Raw genomic sequence first — 15,066 nt, forward strand, 5'->3', positions numbered from 1 at the left:
TACGGCGGGAAACCGACTCGTCATCCACAGGCTCACATTCCGGCTCCGCCGCGCGTTGGCAGAGTATGAGAGGAATACGACCATGAGTTACACGATCATCGACAGCCCCATCGGCTCGCTCACGTTGGTCCGCGACCAGCAGGGGCTGACGGGCCTCTTCATGCCCGACCACAAGCCGGCGCCGAAGCCCGCGACCTTCGGCGCACGCGACGACGATGCGTTCGCGGATGCCGTGGAACAGCTCGGCGAGTACTGGGCGGGGGAGCGCAAGAGCTTCGACCTCACGCTCGCGCCCGCGGGCACGCCGTTCCAGCTGCGAGTCTGGCAGGCGTTGCGGACGATTCCCTATGGCGAGACCCGCACCTACGGCTGGATCGCCGCGCAGTTCGGGCAGCCGACGGCGGTGCGCGCGGTCGGGCTCGCGAACGGCCGCAACCCGCTCTCGATCGTCGTGCCGTGCCATCGCGTGGTCGGCTCGACCGGCGCCCTGACCGGCTATGGCGGCGGCGTGGAGCGGAAGCGATTCCTGCTCGACCACGAGGCCGGCACGGCGCTCGACGGCGCCAGCGGTCTAGATTCGGTCGCGTGACCCGTGCCCCGTTCGACTCGATCGTCGCGCAGCACGGTCCGCGCGTGTGGCGGGTGTGCCGGGCGCTCCTCGATCAGCCCGACGCCGACGACGCGTGGAGCGAGACGTTCCTCGCCGCGCTCGAGGCATACCCGCATCTCGCGCATGACACCCGCATCGAGGGCTGGCTCGTGACCATCGCCCACCGCAAAGCCATCGATGTGCTCCGGCGCCGCGCCAAGCTCGTGGTCGGCGACGTGCCCGACCGTCCCGCCCCGCCGCGCGGCCGCGACCTCGATCTCGCACGAGCGCTCGCGCAGCTGCCGCAGCGGCAGCGCGAGACCGTCGTGCTGCACCACCTCGGCGGACTCCCATTCACCGAGGTCGCCACCGCAGTGGGCAGCTCGGCCGAGGCCGCGCGTCGCGCGTCCGCCGACGGCATGCGCCGCCTGCGCGAGCTGATGGACAGCGACCGTGGCTGAGCCGCTGGAGGGGATGCCGGACGCGCCGCTGACGGCGCTGCGGGCGACGTTGGCCGAGCGCGCCGCCGCGAACGGCCTGCTCGACGTCGCCTACCGCAGGCTCGACACCGAGCTGGGGTCGCTGCTGCTGGCCGCAACGCCCGCCGGGCTCGTCTCCGTGACATTCGACGGCGACCACCCCGACGCCACACTCGATCGTCTCGCGGTAGCGATCAGCCCGCGCGTGCTGGAGGCGCCGAGCCGACTCGACGATGCCGCACGCGACCTCGAGCGGCTCATCGCGGGCCGCAATCGCAGCTTCGAGGGCGCGCTCGACCTGACGCTCGCGCGCGGCTTCGGCCGACAGGTCGTGGAGCAGCTGCGCCAGATCCCCTACGGCGAGACGCGCAGCTATGCGCAGGTCGCGCACGCGGTGGGTTCCCCACGCGCCGTGCGCGCGGTCGGCACGGCCTGCCGCAGGAACCCCTTGCCGATCGCGATCCCGTGCCATCGAGTGGTGCGCAGCGACGGCCAGCTCGGCCAGTACGCCGGTGGCGTCGAGGCGAAGCGCGCGCTGCTCGGCGTCGAGGCGGCAGCGACCTAGCAGCGACGCCCGGCGCGCGAGCTGTCAGTGGCACTCGCGACTACCGTGGTGGTCATGCCCTCCACTGCACTGCTGGCTGTCATCGAGCGTGACGGCTTCCTCGAGTCCGAGCACCACGGCGTCGCCGTCGCGATCGATCCCGGCGGCGCCGTCATCGAGTCGCACGGCGACAGCACCAAGGCGTTCCTCTCGCGCAGCAGCCTCAAGCCGCTCTATGCCGCCGCGCTCATCGACGCCGGCCTGATCGCACTCGAGCCCGCCCACGCGGCGCTCGCGAGCGCCAGCCACTTCGCCGAGCAGCAGCATGTCGACACTGCCGCAGGCATGGCGACCGCGCACGGCGTCGACGAGGCTGCCCTGCGCTGCCTGCCGATGACGGCGCCCGATGGCACGCAGCGTCGCTTCGCCCACATGTGCGTGGGCAAGCACATCGCGCTCGCGGCTGCCGCGCGCACCATGGGCGCGAGCGCCGACTACTGGGCCGACGACCACCCGCTCGCCAGGGTGCTGCGCGACGGTGTCGCTGCTGCGGCGGACGAGCCGATTCGGCAGTTCGCGCACGATGGCTGCGGCGCCCTGGTGTTCCCGACCACGGCGGTCGGCCTTGCGCGCGGCTTCCGGCGTCTGGCCCCGGACGGCACAGGAGCGCACCGGCTCATCGGCGAGGCCATGCGCGCGCATCCGACACTGGTCGACGGCACCGGCAAGCCCGACGCCGTCGTCATCGCCGAGACGGGATGCACGACCAAGTTCGGGGCCGAGGGCACGCAGGCGATGGTCGCCCCAGACGGCACGACGGCGGTCGTGAAGACGGCTGACGGCGCCCGGCGCGCCGGTGCGCCCGTCGCCCTTGCGCTGCTCGAGCGCGCGGGCGCGATCCCCGCTGGCACGCTCGAGCGGCTCGCCGAGCCGCTCGGCCTGCTGCAGATGAGTGCCGACGAGCCGGTTGGTCGCCTCCGCGTCGCGATCTAGCGCGATCAGGGGCGCGGCAGCAGCTGCCAGCTGCCCTCGGAGACGACCTCGACCTCGCCGTCGACGACCGTGATGGCGGTCGCGTCGTCGATGGCATAGGTGGGCGCCGGGATTCCGGATGCCCACTGGGTGATGCTCGCCAGCGAGGCGTCCTCCATGTCGTCCTGATCGAGGTGCGGGTAGAGGGCGAAGTCGACCAGCCCGAGGGTCCTGTCTGCCTCCAGCGCCATGTCGCTGCCGTCGGGCACGAACGCGAGGTTGAACGCCGCGTCCGGGTTGAACGATGTGACGGCGATGCTGCCAGCGCTGACGCCCACGTAGACGGTGTCGGGCATCGCATCGAGCAGATCGGCGAGGCCCGACTGCCGCATCCAATGGCACAGGTAGAGCACGTCGCCGCCCCAGACGAGCAGCGCATCGACGCTCCGCACGACGGGCACCCAGTGCTCCTCGCGGATGGTCGGCAGCGCGGTGAGCTCCAAGACCCCCAGCCACTTCCAGCCGAGCTCGGCCATGGGGCCCGGGGCGTTGCCGGAGATCGCCTCCCACGCCATGCTGGCGCCGACGGGGAACGGATAGGCGGCCGTGGGGATGATGAGCGCCGTGGACTCGGCGATGGGCTTGCCGAGCAGGCCCACGAGTGCGCCCTCGATGCTCGCGTTGCTGATCCCCATGGAGGTGAGCAGGAACTTCACGGGGCACGCTGACGGAGACGGGTCATGGCTTGATCGTGCCGCGATACGGCTGCACGGACAAGGCCCGTTCCGCTCGTGGTCGCAGCGTGGCTAGAGTCGCGCCGCGCACGCCTCCGCGAAGGCGCCGAAGCCGCGCTCGGTGACGTCGAGGAGTGCCGGATCGCTCGCGATGTGCTCGCGCCAGTCGGCCACTGACTGCGCGTCCCGCAGCTCGCTGAGCGTGGGGCTCGTGATCGAGTCCCACAGCCGCATGACGCGGTCGTCGGCCTCGAGGTGGAACTGCATCCCGAGCGCCGATCCGTAGCGGAAGGCGTCGTTGTCGACCGTGGCGCTCCGGGCGAGCAGGGTCGCGCCGGGCGGCAGGGAGACGACGTCGCTGTTCCAGCGCATGGCGCCGATCGTGCCGACGTGGTCGCCGAGCCACGGGTCGGGCTCGATGAGATCGATGTCGAGGATGCCGACGGCGTCGACGGCGCCCTCGCGATGCACGCCGCCGAGGGCGCGGCCGATGATCTGGTGACCGAGGCAGATGCCGAGCACCGGGATCTCGGCATCGATGGCACGCAGCGCCAGGTCGGCGGTGCGTGCGAGCGAGGGGTATTCGGCCACGTCTGCGGCGCTCATCTGACCCCCGAGGATGACGACGCCCGCGAGCTCGTCGAGCGACGGCAGGGAGGTCGGGAAGACGGCCTCGCGCGTGGGCAGATGCGACAGCAGCGTCGTGGCATGCCCGCCCGTCTCATACTCGATGTGCTTGATGAACAGGACGGAACGCGGCAACGGAGGCCCTCTCTCTTTGCGAGCTAGCCTATGGCGCATGCGAGCACTTCGAATCCTCCCCGAGGCGGCGGCCGAGTGACGGTCTACGCGATGGCGCCCGACGGCGTGCGGATCGCCCTGCACGAGCTCGGCGACCCCGATGGTCGACCGGTCGTGCTGATCCACGGCTTCTCCTCGAACGCCCGGCGCAACTGGATCGACAGCGGCTGGGGTGAGTCACTGACTGCTGCCGGGCTGCGCGGGATCGCCATGGATCTGCGCGGGCACGGCGACAGCGATCACCCGAGCACCGGCTACGAGGTGCAGCGGTTCGTCGATGATCTCGACGCCGTGCTGCGGCAGCTCGCCCTCCCCGAGGCGCCGGGCGCGATCGGCTACTCGATGGGCGCTCGGCTGCTCTGGCGGCATGCAGGCACGCGGCCCCACGCATTCCGGTCGCTGGTGCTCGGGGGACTGCCCGCCGGTGACCCGTTCCAGCAGTTCGACCTGCAGCTCGCGCTGCGCGCGCTGGACGGAGACGCGGAGCCGGGCCCGATGGAGTCGTTCATCGTCGAGCTGGCGCAAGTCTTCCCCGAGCACGACCCGGCGACGCTCGTGACGCTCGCGGGCGAGGTCTCCCGCACACTCTTCGACCCGGAGGAGTCGCCGCCGCAGATGCCGACGCTGCTGATGACCGGGGAGAAGGATCGGCGAGCGCGCGACACCGAGTCGCTGCTGCCGCTGCTGCCGAACGGCCGCTTCGAGGTGATCCCGGGGCGCAACCACGTGAACGCGCCGACCTCCGGTCACTTCCGCCGGGCGGCCTCCGCGTTCCTCTCCGATCGGTAGCAGTCGAGCGGGAGGCAGCCAAGCAGGCGGGCGCCGACAAGGTGCAGGGCCGACTGAGTTCTCTCAGTCGGCCCCAGTCCCTTGCACCAAGCGAGGCGGTTGGCCATCGCTTCCGCCGATCGCCACAGCACAACGATCAACGTGACTCGAACGTAGTGGGCGCGGTGCACGCGCGCGCCCAGATCTGGCTGTGATTTCGCTGTGGTTCAGAATCGATCCGGGCTGGGGCCGCTCGCGAGCACCGTCACGTCGGCATGCCGGTCGAAGCGGTACCCCTCGCCGCGCACCGTGCGGATGATCGGCGCGTAGGCGCCCAGCTTCGAGCGCAGCCGCCGCACGTGCACGTCGATGGTGCGCTCGTTCGGCCGGTCGTCGGCGTCGGCGTGCCACAGCGCGTCGATGATGGCGCAGCGCCCGACCGTCGACCCCTCGCGCAGCACGATGTGCTGCAGCAGCTCGAACTCGCGGTAGGTGAGCGGTGCGATGTCATCACCGAGCGCGACGCGCTTGCGGGTGAGGTCGATGACGATCCCGTGGTCCGCCACCGGCGCCGGCTGCTGCACGGCCGGATCGCCGAGCGCTCGCCGCACCACGTCGACATCCCGGCCACCGGATCCGGCCGGCGCGAGCGCCACGGCGGCGTGGGTCTGTGCGCTGGGCGCGAGGCGCGAGGTCAGTGCGCGCAGCTCGCCGACGAGCCGCGTGAGCTCGGCCTGATCGGCGGATGTCGCGCCATCGCCGAGGCCGACGTAGAGCGCGAAGCCGCGCACCTCGGCGCCCTCGGGGACGGCGCGGATGGGGCTGGGTGCCGCCGGGCGAGGCGTCGACGACCGCGTGTCGTTCGTGCGCGGCGCGAGTGCGGACGAACCGTGGGCGGTCGCGAACGGCGACGCCGCGCGGCGGGGGCGAGTGGGCTGAGGAGCGGTGAGGATGGTCATGGTGGGCCTTCCGGCGTGCGGTCGGCGGCGGCATCCGTGCCCGCGTCTGGGCGGATGCGCGACCGTCGACGCGAGATGTCGATGTCTGGTGCGCGAACCGATGTCGGTTCGGGGACCGCTCGTGGGCTGCTCAGGCCCGGGAGGCACGACGCGAATGCGTCAGCGACTCCTCATGGAGCGGTCGGACGGTGCGAGCTGTGCTCAAGCACACATTCGACGGGTGGCGACCATCGGCATCATCATGCCGTTCAGCCCGTTCGTCGCAAGGACGGACAGTGGGCGGATGGTGGTCGTCATGCTCGCCAGTATCGTCGCCACCCGTGCGCGGTGTCAAATATCGCAACAATGTGACGAACTATGACGAAGTCTTGCGTTGCCGTCGGTGGACGCGCGACCGCGCGCATCCGGCGCAGCGGCCGCGCGACGCGGCCCGGGGAGCGGTCAGTCGCCGACGGTGCCGTACAGGCGGTCCCCGGCGTCGCCGAGCCCGGGAACGATGAAGCCGCGCTCATCCAGGCCCTCGTCGAGTGCGCCGAGCACGATCGTCACATCCTGGCCGTCCATGTCGCGCTCGACGCGCTCCAGGCCCTCGGGCGTGCCCAGCAGGCAGATGGCGGTCACGTCGACGGCGCCGCGGTCGAACAGGAACTGCATCGCGGCCGACAGCGAGCCACCGGTCGCGAGCATCGGATCGAGCACGAAGCACTGGCGGTCGGAGAGGTCGTCCGGCAGCCGCTCCGCGTACGTGTAGGGCTCGAGCGTCTCCTCGTTGCGCGCCATGCCGAGGAAGCCCACCTCAGCCGTCGGCACGAGCGCGGTCATGCCCTCGAGCATGCCGAGGCCCGCGCGCAGGATCGGCACGACGAGCGGACGCGGTTCGGCGATCGAGACACCGGTGGTCGTCGTGACCGGAGTCTGGATCTCCTTGGGCGCGACCCGCACATTGCGGGTGGCCTCGTAGGCGAGCAGCGTCATCAGCTCGCCCACCAGGGCGCGGAACGTGGGGGAGGGGGTGGCCGCATCCCGCAGCACCGTCAGCTTGTGGGTGACGAGCGGGTGGTCGGCGACGTGGACTCGCATAGGGTTCAGGGTAGTGGGCGCGGCACCGTGCCCGCGCGAAGACAGCAGCGCGAGGAGTTCGGATGCGGCCAGGTGCGCGCGACGAGATGCTCATGCGGGCGGCGCTCGCGGAGGCGGCTGCCGCGAAGCGCACCGACGACGTGCCGGTCGGCGCGGTGGTGGTGGACGCATCCGGCACCGTGATCGGCGCGGGGCGGAACGAGCGCGAGGCGCGGCACGATCCGACGGCGCACGCGGAGGTCGTGGCGCTCCGTCAGGCGGCCGCGCATCTCGGCTCGTGGCGGCTCGATGGCTGCGCGCTGGTGGTCACGCTCGAGCCCTGCGTGATGTGCGCTGGCGCGATCCTCGCGAGCCGCATCGACCGGGTGGTCTTCGGGGCGTGGGACGAGAAGGCCGGGGCTGCCGGCAGCGTCGTCGACGTGCTGCGGGAGCGTCGGCTGCCGCACCGGGTCGAGGTGGTCTCGGGCGTGCTCGCGGATGAGGCGGAGACGCAGCTGCGCGACTTCTTCGCGCGCAGGCGCTGACGCCTCGCCGAGGCCGCGGTCGGTGCTCCGGCGCTCACTGCCTCCGGAGCACCGCACACATCACCAGAAGACGGCGATGAGCAGGTTGATCAGGGCCAGCGCCCCGGTGGTGTGGAAGAACGGCAGCAGCTTGCGCTCGAGCTCCAGGTTGCCGACCGAGACGGCGCCGCCGGTGGTGAGGCCCGCCTTCTCCTTGCGGATCGCCTTCTGGCGCAGGAAGCCGATCAGGGCAGTGGCGAAGACGATCAGCGCGATGAGCCCCTTGATGCCGAGCTTCATGTGGTTGACGTCGCCATCGCCCGCCATCGCGAGGCCGTAGAGCGCAACGCCCGAGAGCAGCTGGAGCGAGGCACCCACGAGCAGGATCGTGAAGTTGAAGCCGGCCTTCGCGCGCATCTGCACGAAGAAGGTACCGATCAGCAGCGACGCACCGATGAGGTGCGTTGCGACGAGAAGCGAGTGCAGGAAGTCCATGTAGCCAGCCTACACAACCAGGCTCGGGAAGTCAGTTCCCCGACTGGATGACGATGTGGTCGGTCGACGGAGCGATGTCGGGCCGCTCGATGTAGAGGTCGGGCTCGATGTAGATGACGCGGGCGTGCGGCACCTCGGCGCGCAGCGTCTTCTCGAGATCGTCGATCGTCGTGGCGATGTGCTCGATGTCGGTCTGCGGCGGGAACGCGATCTTCGCGGCGACCATGAGCTCATCCGGGCCGAGGTAGAGCGTCTTCATGTGGATGACCGACTCGACGCCAGGGTTGCCGTTCAGCACCCGCGCGATCTTCGCGTGATCCTCCCTCGTCGCGCCCTCGCCGATCAGGAGCGACTTCATCTCCACCGCGAGGATCGCGGCGACCGCGATGAGCAGCACGCCGATGGCGAGCGTGCCGATCGCGTCGAAGAGCGGGTTGCCGGTGAGCGCCGTGAGGCCGACCGCACCGAACGCGAGCACGAGGCCGGTGAGCGCCGCGAGATCCTCGAGCAGGATCACCGGCAGTTCCGGGCTCTTCGCCTTGCGGACGAACTCCCACCATCCTGACGCGCCGCGCACCTTGTTCGCCTCGATGATCGCGGTGCGGAACGAGAGGCTCTCCAGCACGATCGCGATCGCCAGCACCAGCAGCGGCAGCCACCACATCGTGAGCTCGTGCGGCTCCTGGATCTTGCTGATGCCCTCGGAGATCGAGAACAGTCCGCCGACCGAGAAGAGCACCAGCGCCACCACGAATGCCCACACGTAGCGCTCCCGGCCGTAGCCGAAGGGGTGCTCGCGGCTCGCGTTCTTCCTCGCCAGCCGGCCGCCGAGCAGCAGCAGCAGCTGGTTGCCCGCGTCGGCGACGGAGTGGATGGCCTCCGCCAGCATCGACGCGGAGCCCGAGAAGAACCATGCGACGAACTTCGTGACGGCGATGCCGGAGTTGGCCAAGAATGCCGCGACGACCGCCTTTGTACCGTGGGATGCGCTCACCCCCGGGAGTCTACGCGAGCGATGACCCTCCGCTCTGAGCACGCCGGTAGCCTTGCCGCCATGACTGACCTCCTCCCTCCCATTGCCATGCTCGGTGTCGGATCGATGGGCGGCGCGATCCTGCAGGGGCTCGTGCGGCACGGCGCCGAGCGCATCATCGTGACGAACCGGACGCCCGAGAAGGCGGCCGCGATCGAGCTTCCGGGCGTCGAGTCGATCGCCCTCGCCGAGGAGCCGGACGGCAACGCGCGCGCCGTCGACGGCGCGAAGCTCGTGGTGCTGGGCGTCAAGCCGGTCGGGATCGTCGACCTGGCGGGCGAGATCGCGCCGCACCTGGCACCCGGCGCCGTGGTCGTCTCGATCGCGGCGGGCACGACGACCGCAGCCATCGAGGCCGCGCTGCCGGCATCCGTCGCTGTCGTGCGCGCGATGCCGAACACGCCCTCGACGGTTGGCCTGGGCGTCACCGGCGTCGCTGGCGGCAGCCGGGCGAGCGACGACGACGTGGCGCTCGTGGCTCGCATGTTCGAGGCGGTCGGCGAGGTGATCGTGCTCGACGAATCGCAGATCGACGCGCTCTCGACGATCTCGGGCTCCGGCCCCGCCTACGTGTTCCTGCTCATCGAGGAGCTGACGAAGGCGGCAGAGCGGATGGGGTTCACGCCCGAGCAGGCGGCCACGATGGCGCAGGGCACGTTCCGCGGTGCCAGCGAGCTGCTCGCGGCGGACGACGCCGCGGGCACTGCTGCCGCGCCGGCGGAGCTGCGCCGCCGCGTGACGAGCCCGAAGGGCACGACCGAGCAGGCGATCGGCGTGCTCCAGGAGGCCGACCTGGGCAGCATCTTCGATCGTGCGACCGCTGCGGCGCTCGCGCGCGCGCAGGAGCTCGCCGCAGGCTGACGCGCCAGCGTGGCGTCAGAGGCTGTCGCCGTCGACGTACTGCCAGCCGCGGTCGCGGCGGAACCGGCTGAGCTCGCGCATCGAGCCGCGGGTGCCGTCGGCGACCCAGTGCGACTCGAACGACACGGTCCCTTCACGGTCGAACGGGCCGCCGCCGGTCGTGCCGAGCACGTCGAGGCGCAGCCAGCGGATCTCGGCGTCGAGTTCGAGCGAGCGCGGTCGGGTGGAGGTGTGCCAGGAGCTGAGCAGCCAGTCCACATCCCCGACCGCGAATGCGGTGAAGCGCGAGCGCATGAGCGCCTCGGCGGTCGCCGCCTGGCGATCCCCGCGAAGGATCGGCCCGCAGCACTCGCCGAACGGGAGCCCGGTGCCGCAGGGGCAGCGGCGGGCGTCGTCGATCACGAGCCGAGGCCGGCGAAGCGCTCGATGTCCCGCTGGTTGCCCGAGATGATGATGAGGTCGTGGTTCGAGACGATGGTCTCGGGCGTGGCATAGGTGAACTCGCCACCGGGGCTCTTCACGCCCACCACAGTCAGGTGATACTTCGAGCGGATCTTCGACTCGGCGAGCGTGACGCCGCGGATGTGCTTCGGCGGGTACATCTTCACGATCGCGAAGTGGTCGTCGAACTGGATGTAGTCGAGCATGCGGCCCGAGACCAGGTGCGCGACGCGTTCGCCCGCTTCGGCCTCTGGGTAGATGACGTGGTTCGCGCCGATGCGGCTGAGGATCTTGCCGTGCGACTGGCTGATCGCCTTCGCCCAGATCTGCGGGATGCCGAGGTCGACGAGGTTCGCGACGATCAGCACCGACGCCTCGATCGAGGAGCCGACGGCGCAGACCGCGATCGAGAAGTCGCGCGCACCGAGCTGCTTGAGCGCATCGATCGAGCGCGCATCCGCCTGCACCGTGTGCGTCAGGCGCTCCGACCACTTCTGCACCAGATTGATGTCGTCGTCGATCGCGAGCACCTCGCGGTCGAGGCGCGCCAGCTGGCCGGCGGTGGCGGCGCCGAAGCGCCCCAGCCCGATCACGAGCACGGGGGCGTCGTGCGGAATCCTGTCAACCAACGATCGGCCTCTCCTCGGGGCGCGTGAACAGCCGCGTGCTCTGGCTCGCTGCCAGGGCGGCGGCGAGCGTCACACTACCAATGCGCCCGGCGAACATCGCCAGTGCCAAGATGACCTTCGCGCTGTCCTCCAGACCCGCATGGGTGAAGCCCGTCGACAGTCCGACGGTGCCGAACGCGCTGATCACGTCGAACAGCACGAACGACAGCGGGGCGCCGGTGATCTCCAGCAGCACCACCGTCACCGTCGCGATGATCGTCGCACTCCAGAGCGTGACCGACACCGCCAGGCGCAGCACGTCGGAGGGGATGCGGCGGTCGAACGCCTCCATCGACTTGCGCCCCCGCGCCTCCGCGACCGCGGCGAGGAACAGGATCGCGAGCGTCGTGACCTTGATGCCGCCCGCCGTGGATGCGGAGCCGCCGCCGACGAACATCAGCATGTCGGTCACGAGCAGGCTCGAGTTGTGGAGCAGGCCGAGATCGTCGATGGCGAAGCCGCCCGAGCGCGCCATCGACGAGAGGAAGAACGCGTGCAGAATCTGCTGCCCGAACTCCGCCGTGCCCCACGAGTCGGCGTTGCCCCACTCCAGCACCAGGTAGACCAATCCACCCGCCAGGAACAGCATGATCGACACCGAGATCGTCATCTTCACGTGCAGCGACCAGTGGCGCGGCGTGCCGAGGTGCCGCAGCAGCACGAAGTAGACGGGGAAGCCGAGCGAGCCGATGAAGACGCCGAGCATCAGCACGATCAGGAACCACGGGTCGGTGGAGAAGGGCTCCAGTCCCTCGACCGTGGGGATGAAGCCGGAGTTCGTGAACGCCATGAACGACCAGTAGGTCGCCTCGTACAGCGCCGCGAGCGGCTCCTTGCCCGCCAGCAGCAGGCGAGGGAACAGCAGCACGATCAGCATCGCCTCGAACACCAGCACCGAGAGCGCGACGGTGCGCAGCAGCCCGCCGACCTCTCCCAGGCGGATTGCCTGGCCCTCCTTGACGACGCCCTTGCGCACGCGGGAGGGGTTCGAGTCACTCGCGGCCATGAGGCGCTGGCGCAGGCCCAGCCGCCTGGCGACCGTCATGCCGAGCAGCGACGCGAGCGTCAGGACGCCGATGCCGCCGACCTCGACGCCGACCAGCACGAGCGCGTTGCCGAACGGGCTCCAGTGCGTCGCCATGTCGACCACCGTCAGACCGGTCACACAGACGACGCTGACTGCCTGGAAGAACGCGTCGACCGCGGGTGTCGCCTGCCCGTCGGCGGCCGCGAGCGGCGTCATGAACAGCAGCATGAAGAGCAGGTTGAGCGACGCGAAGACGAAGATCGCGAAGCGCGCCGGGTACGAGGTGGTGAACGACTCGAGACGCTCGCGGAGGCGCGTGAGGATCGATCCCGCTTCGACGATCCCTCGCTCTGCCACGTGCCGCGCCTTCCGCAGATCTGAGCGCCGCATCTCGGCGCAGAACGCGCCCAGCGTAGTCCTTCCGCGAGGCTGTCTCTGGCCAGGGCGGTTTGTCGCACCCGCGCGGCGCTGGCATGCTTTCCGCATGGCCGACATCTTCAGCGTGATCGCGGACAGCACGCGACGCGACATCCTCAGCGTGCTCCTGGATCGTCGCGGCACCACGGGCGAGGCCAGCGTGAGCCAGATCGTCGACACCCTGGGCGTGCCGCAGCCGACGGTCTCGAAGCATCTGCGCACGCTCCGCGATGCCGGCCTCGTCACCGTGCGCGAGGACGGCCAGCACCGCTTCTACGCCATCGTGCTGGCGCCGTTCGACGCGCTCGACGACTGGCTGATGCCGTTCATCTTCGCCGACAGCGACCATGAGGAGGCGAACCTCGGCGCTGCCGCCTTCGCCGCCTGGGCCGGCGTCAACGTGCAGGCTCCGCTGCGAGCTGCCGCCGACCAGGCGCGCCAGGCGGCCGAGCAGGCGCGGATCGCCACCGAGGCGGCACTCGCCCGCGTCACCGATCGCGTCGAGCACCCAGCGCCGGTGGGCAATTCGCTTGGCCGCAGAGCCGCGGAGAGCGTGCACGACCTGCAGGATCGAGTGCAGGAGGCACGCGACCGCATCTACGAGGTGCAGGATCGTCTGCACGAGATGCAGTCGCGGGCGGCGCAGCGGATCGACGGCGTGCGGGGCAGGATCCGCAGCCAGGACGAGGTCGACGGCGACGACCCCGGCGACGACGATGCGCCCGCGCGCACGGGCGACGACGCCAAGCTCGATTGAGGCGCCGCGCACCGATATGCGGCGGCAAGCCGGATTCCGGTACGCTGTCGGGAGCGTTTTCCCTGCGCTGATGTCGATTCGCCTTCTGGCGTTGGCGATCGTGCAGCGTCGACGAGCAATCTCTAACGGAAGTGAGGAACCTCAATGGGTTCTGTGGTCAAGAAGCGCCGCAAGCGCATGTCGAAGAAGAAGCACCGCAAGCTGCTTCGCAAGACGCGCCACCAGCGTCGCAACCGCAAGTAGCGCAGCGTAGGGGCCCGTCTCGGGCCGCTTGCTTCGCATCGTGAGCCGGGACCTGCATCTGCAGGCTCCCGGCTTTCGCATGTCTAGGCTGATGGGATGGTCGAGATCACGCTCATCTCCAAGCCCGGGTGTCACCTCTGCGACGAGGCGCGCCCCATCGTCGAGCGCGTCGTCGCCGGGTTCGACGACGTCTCGCTGACCGAGCTGTCGATCCTCGACGACCCGGCGCTCGAGGAGCGCTGGAGCGACGACATCCCGGTCGTGCTCATCGACGGACGGCCCCACTCGGCCTGGCGCGTCGACGCAGCGAAGCTGACCGAGCGCATCCGCGCGCGCCTGGACGCGACCGCCGGCTGAGCCGGCAGTGCGTCAGGCGGCGGAGGCCGTCAGGGCGTGAGGCGCGTCGGGCCGCGGAAGAGGAACGTCGTCTCGCGAATCGAGCCGAGCCCCAGCATGAGCATCACGACGCGAGCCAGGCCCATGCCGAAGCCGCCGTGCGGGGGAACGCCGTAGCGGAAGAAGTCGAGGTACTCCTCGAGCTCCGACGGGTCCATCCCCTTCTCGACGATCTGCGCCTCGAGCACATCGACGCGGTGCTCGCGCTGCGCGCCGGTGGAGATCTCGACGCCGTTGTAGATGAGGTCGTAGGAGTTCGTGACCGAGCCGTCGCCCTCCGGGCGCAGGTGGTAGAACGGGCGCACGCTCGAGGGGTACTCCGTCACGAACACGAAGTCGTGACCCATCTCCTCCTTCACGCGCTGCGAGATCTGCCGCTCGGCCTCGGGATCGAGGTCACCGTCGGTGCGCTCGATCGTGTGGCCGCGGGCCTCGACGATCGCCTTGACCTCGGCGTGCGTGATGCGCGGGAACGGCACGGTCGGCACCTGCAGATCGACGTCGAAGTGCTGCCTGATCTCGGCGCCGTGCTTCTCGACGACCGCCGTCACCGCCTTGGTCAGCAGCGTCTCGTGCAGCTGCATGACGTCCTCGTGCGAGTCGATCCAGGAGATCTCGCTGTCGACCGAGGTGAACTCGGTCGCGTGGCGGCTGGTGAAGGAGGGGTCGGCGCGGAAGGCGGGAGCGATCTCGAAGATCTTGCCGAAGCCCGCCGACTGCGCCATCTGCTTGAACAGCTGAGGCGACTGCGCCAGGTAGGCGGTGGTCTCGAAGTAGGGCACCTCGAAGAGCTCGGCGCGCGACTCCGACGCGGTCGCCATGAGCTTCGGCGTGTGCAGCTCGATGAAGCCCTCATCGACCCAGTGCTGGCGCAGCGCGTGCTCGATCGTGGTCTGCACGCGGAAGATGAGCTGCGCCTCCGGGCGGCGCAGGTCGAGGAAGCGCCAGTCGAGGCGCTTGTCGATCGAGGAGTCGTCGGCGATGGGCGAATCCTTCGCGACCGACTCGACCGTGAGCGATCGCACCTTCACCTCCAGTCCGCCGAGCTTGACGCGCTCATCGGCCTTGAGGTCTCCCTCGACGGTGATGAACGAGCCGTGCATGAGGGCGGAGATCTGCTCCGCCGTCTCCGCCGTCTCGTCGTTCACGGGGTTCACGAGCTGGGCTGAGCCCGACTCGTCGCGCAGGATCACGAACTGCACGCGCTTCTGGTCGCGCACCGTCTCTACCCATCCCGCCACCTTCACGGGGCCGTCGGGGAGCGATGCGAGGTCCTTGATGAGAGTCCGGTGAGTCACG

At 70.1% G+C, this 15,066-nt stretch carries 19 protein-coding genes and 1 pseudogene; 10 read left to right on the forward strand and 10 right to left on the reverse strand.

All coding sequences use genetic code 11. From position 1 onward, the window contains the following. Positions 1 to 82 precede the first annotated feature (82 nt). From ABG090_RS01865 to ABG090_RS01880, 4 genes are read left to right on the forward strand one after another with little or no spacing between them, the layout of a single operon-like run. Positions 83 to 589 (forward strand): methylated-DNA--[protein]-cysteine S-methyltransferase, encoded by a 507-nt coding sequence (locus ABG090_RS01865; RefSeq protein WP_347755887.1) that lies wholly within the window; start codon positions 83 to 85, stop codon positions 587 to 589. Then, complete coding sequence (locus tag ABG090_RS01870; protein WP_347755889.1) at positions 586 to 1,050, forward strand: sigma-70 family RNA polymerase sigma factor; 465 nt, start codon at positions 586 to 588, stop codon at positions 1,048 to 1,050. The genes ABG090_RS01865 and ABG090_RS01870 overlap by 4 nt, the downstream gene beginning before the upstream one ends. Further along, positions 1,043 to 1,633: a methylated-DNA--[protein]-cysteine S-methyltransferase gene (locus tag ABG090_RS01875; protein ID WP_347755891.1), complete on the forward strand. Its 591-nt coding sequence runs from the start codon at positions 1,043 to 1,045 to the stop codon at positions 1,631 to 1,633. Before ABG090_RS01870 ends, ABG090_RS01875 begins: the two co-directional genes overlap by 8 nt. A gap of 54 nt (positions 1,634 to 1,687) precedes the next feature. Further along, on the forward strand, positions 1,688 to 2,605 hold the full coding sequence (locus ABG090_RS01880; protein WP_347755893.1) for an asparaginase: 918 nt from the start codon (positions 1,688 to 1,690) through the stop codon (positions 2,603 to 2,605). A gap of 5 nt (positions 2,606 to 2,610) precedes the next feature. On the opposite strand, the gene ABG090_RS01885 is transcribed toward ABG090_RS01880, so the two are convergent. Both ABG090_RS01885 and ABG090_RS01890 read right to left on the reverse strand, forming a co-directional pair. Then, positions 2,611 to 3,300: a Type 1 glutamine amidotransferase-like domain-containing protein gene (locus tag ABG090_RS01885; RefSeq protein WP_347755895.1), complete on the reverse strand. Its 690-nt coding sequence runs from the start codon at positions 3,298 to 3,300 to the stop codon at positions 2,611 to 2,613. Positions 3,301 to 3,390: 90 nt separating this feature from the next. After that, complete coding sequence (locus ABG090_RS01890) at positions 3,391 to 4,080, reverse strand: type 1 glutamine amidotransferase (RefSeq protein ID WP_347755897.1); 690 nt, start codon at positions 4,078 to 4,080, stop codon at positions 3,391 to 3,393. A gap of 75 nt (positions 4,081 to 4,155) precedes the next feature. Here ABG090_RS01890 and ABG090_RS01895 point away from each other — a divergent pair, with 75 nt between their 5' ends. After that, the gene (locus tag ABG090_RS01895) at positions 4,156 to 4,908 is read left to right on the forward strand and encodes an alpha/beta hydrolase (RefSeq protein ID WP_347755899.1); all 753 of its coding nucleotides are present in this window, start codon (positions 4,156 to 4,158) and stop codon (positions 4,906 to 4,908) included. 206 nt (positions 4,909 to 5,114) lie between these two features. On the opposite strand, the gene ABG090_RS01900 is transcribed toward ABG090_RS01895, so the two are convergent. Continuing rightward, positions 5,115 to 5,846, reverse strand: a complete 732-nt coding sequence (locus ABG090_RS01900) for a winged helix-turn-helix domain-containing protein (protein ID WP_347755901.1) — start codon at positions 5,844 to 5,846, stop codon at positions 5,115 to 5,117. Between the two features lie 441 nt (positions 5,847 to 6,287). Next, positions 6,288 to 6,926 carry a uracil phosphoribosyltransferase gene (upp, locus tag ABG090_RS01905; RefSeq protein WP_347755903.1) on the reverse strand — a complete coding sequence of 213 codons (639 nt, stop codon included), beginning with the start codon at positions 6,924 to 6,926 and terminating at the stop codon, positions 6,288 to 6,290. Positions 6,927 to 6,988: 62 nt separating this feature from the next. Between upp and tadA the strand changes: the two genes are divergently transcribed. After that, positions 6,989 to 7,450, forward strand: a complete 462-nt coding sequence (gene tadA, locus ABG090_RS01910; protein ID WP_347755905.1) for a tRNA adenosine(34) deaminase TadA — start codon at positions 6,989 to 6,991, stop codon at positions 7,448 to 7,450. A gap of 60 nt (positions 7,451 to 7,510) precedes the next feature. Here the strand turns inward: tadA and ABG090_RS01915 are convergent, their stop codons facing one another. Both ABG090_RS01915 and ABG090_RS01920 read right to left on the reverse strand, forming a co-directional pair. Continuing rightward, a complete protein-coding gene (locus ABG090_RS01915; RefSeq protein ID WP_347755907.1) occupies positions 7,511 to 7,924 on the reverse strand; it encodes a hypothetical protein in 414 nt (137 codons plus the stop codon). A 31-nt stretch (positions 7,925 to 7,955) separates the two neighbouring features. Continuing rightward, entirely contained in the window at positions 7,956 to 8,918 is a 963-nt protein-coding gene (locus ABG090_RS01920; RefSeq protein WP_347755909.1) for a cation diffusion facilitator family transporter, read from the reverse strand. A gap of 60 nt (positions 8,919 to 8,978) precedes the next feature. Here ABG090_RS01920 and proC point away from each other — a divergent pair, with 60 nt between their 5' ends. Continuing rightward, on the forward strand, positions 8,979 to 9,818 hold the full coding sequence (gene proC / locus ABG090_RS01925; RefSeq protein ID WP_347755911.1) for a pyrroline-5-carboxylate reductase: 840 nt from the start codon (positions 8,979 to 8,981) through the stop codon (positions 9,816 to 9,818). A 15-nt stretch (positions 9,819 to 9,833) separates the two neighbouring features. Here the strand turns inward: proC and ABG090_RS01930 are convergent, their stop codons facing one another. Genes ABG090_RS01930 through ABG090_RS01940 form a run of 3 tightly spaced genes read right to left on the reverse strand, consistent with a single transcriptional unit; the run spans position 9,834 to position 12,311 of the window. After that, positions 9,834 to 10,220, reverse strand: coding sequence for a YchJ family metal-binding protein (locus ABG090_RS01930; protein ID WP_347755913.1), 387 nt, complete (start codon positions 10,218 to 10,220; stop codon positions 9,834 to 9,836). Beyond that, on the reverse strand, positions 10,217 to 10,888 hold the full coding sequence (locus ABG090_RS01935; RefSeq protein WP_347755914.1) for a TrkA family potassium uptake protein: 672 nt from the start codon (positions 10,886 to 10,888) through the stop codon (positions 10,217 to 10,219). Before ABG090_RS01935 ends, ABG090_RS01930 begins: the two co-directional genes overlap by 4 nt. Next, a complete protein-coding gene (locus ABG090_RS01940) occupies positions 10,881 to 12,311 on the reverse strand; it encodes a potassium transporter TrkG (protein ID WP_347755916.1) in 1,431 nt (476 codons plus the stop codon). The genes ABG090_RS01935 and ABG090_RS01940 overlap by 8 nt, the downstream gene beginning before the upstream one ends. A 127-nt stretch (positions 12,312 to 12,438) precedes the next feature. On the opposite strand from ABG090_RS01940, the pseudogene ABG090_RS01945 reads away from it, so the two are divergent. The 3 genes and pseudogenes from ABG090_RS01945 to ABG090_RS01955 all read left to right on the forward strand — a co-directional run. After that, a pseudogene (locus ABG090_RS01945) lies at positions 12,439 to 12,702 on the forward strand (metalloregulator ArsR/SmtB family transcription factor); the annotation flags it as partial. 570 nt (positions 12,703 to 13,272) lie between these two features. Continuing rightward, the gene (locus ABG090_RS01950) at positions 13,273 to 13,371 is read left to right on the forward strand and encodes an AURKAIP1/COX24 domain-containing protein (protein ID WP_092916513.1); all 99 of its coding nucleotides are present in this window, start codon (positions 13,273 to 13,275) and stop codon (positions 13,369 to 13,371) included. Between the two features lie 96 nt (positions 13,372 to 13,467). Then, positions 13,468 to 13,728, forward strand: a complete 261-nt coding sequence (locus ABG090_RS01955; RefSeq protein WP_347755919.1) for a glutaredoxin family protein — start codon at positions 13,468 to 13,470, stop codon at positions 13,726 to 13,728. Positions 13,729 to 13,757: 29 nt separating this feature from the next. On the opposite strand, the gene aspS is transcribed toward ABG090_RS01955, so the two are convergent. Beyond that, positions 13,758 to 15,065: an aspartate--tRNA(Asn) ligase gene (gene aspS, locus ABG090_RS01960; protein ID WP_347755921.1), complete on the reverse strand. Its 1,308-nt coding sequence runs from the start codon at positions 15,063 to 15,065 to the stop codon at positions 13,758 to 13,760. Position 15,066 lies beyond the last annotated feature (1 nt).

Origin of the sequence: Agrococcus sp. ProA11, from assembly GCF_039880525.1 — a bacterium.
Classification (GTDB): Bacteria; Actinomycetota; Actinomycetes; order Actinomycetales; family Microbacteriaceae; genus Agrococcus; species Agrococcus chionoecetis.

Coding starts and splice junctions, on each gene's coding strand:
- ABG090_RS01865 (WP_347755887.1), top strand. CDS start 83: ATGAGTTACACGATCATCGACAGCCCCATCGGCTCGCTCACGTTGGTC.
- ABG090_RS01880 (WP_347755893.1), top strand. CDS start 1,688: ATGCCCTCCACTGCACTGCTGGCTGTCATCGAGCGTGACGGCTTCCTC.
- ABG090_RS01900 (WP_347755901.1), bottom strand. CDS start 5,846: ATGACCATCCTCACCGCTCCTCAGCCCACTCGCCCCCGCCGCGCGGCG.
- upp (WP_347755903.1), bottom strand. CDS start 6,926: ATGCGAGTCCACGTCGCCGACCACCCGCTCGTCACCCACAAGCTGACG.
- tadA (WP_347755905.1), top strand. CDS start 6,989: ATGCGGCCAGGTGCGCGCGACGAGATGCTCATGCGGGCGGCGCTCGCG.
- ABG090_RS01915 (WP_347755907.1), bottom strand. CDS start 7,924: ATGGACTTCCTGCACTCGCTTCTCGTCGCAACGCACCTCATCGGTGCG.
- proC (WP_347755911.1), top strand. CDS start 8,979: ATGACTGACCTCCTCCCTCCCATTGCCATGCTCGGTGTCGGATCGATG.
- ABG090_RS01950 (WP_092916513.1), top strand. CDS start 13,273: ATGGGTTCTGTGGTCAAGAAGCGCCGCAAGCGCATGTCGAAGAAGAAG.
- ABG090_RS01955 (WP_347755919.1), top strand. CDS start 13,468: ATGGTCGAGATCACGCTCATCTCCAAGCCCGGGTGTCACCTCTGCGAC.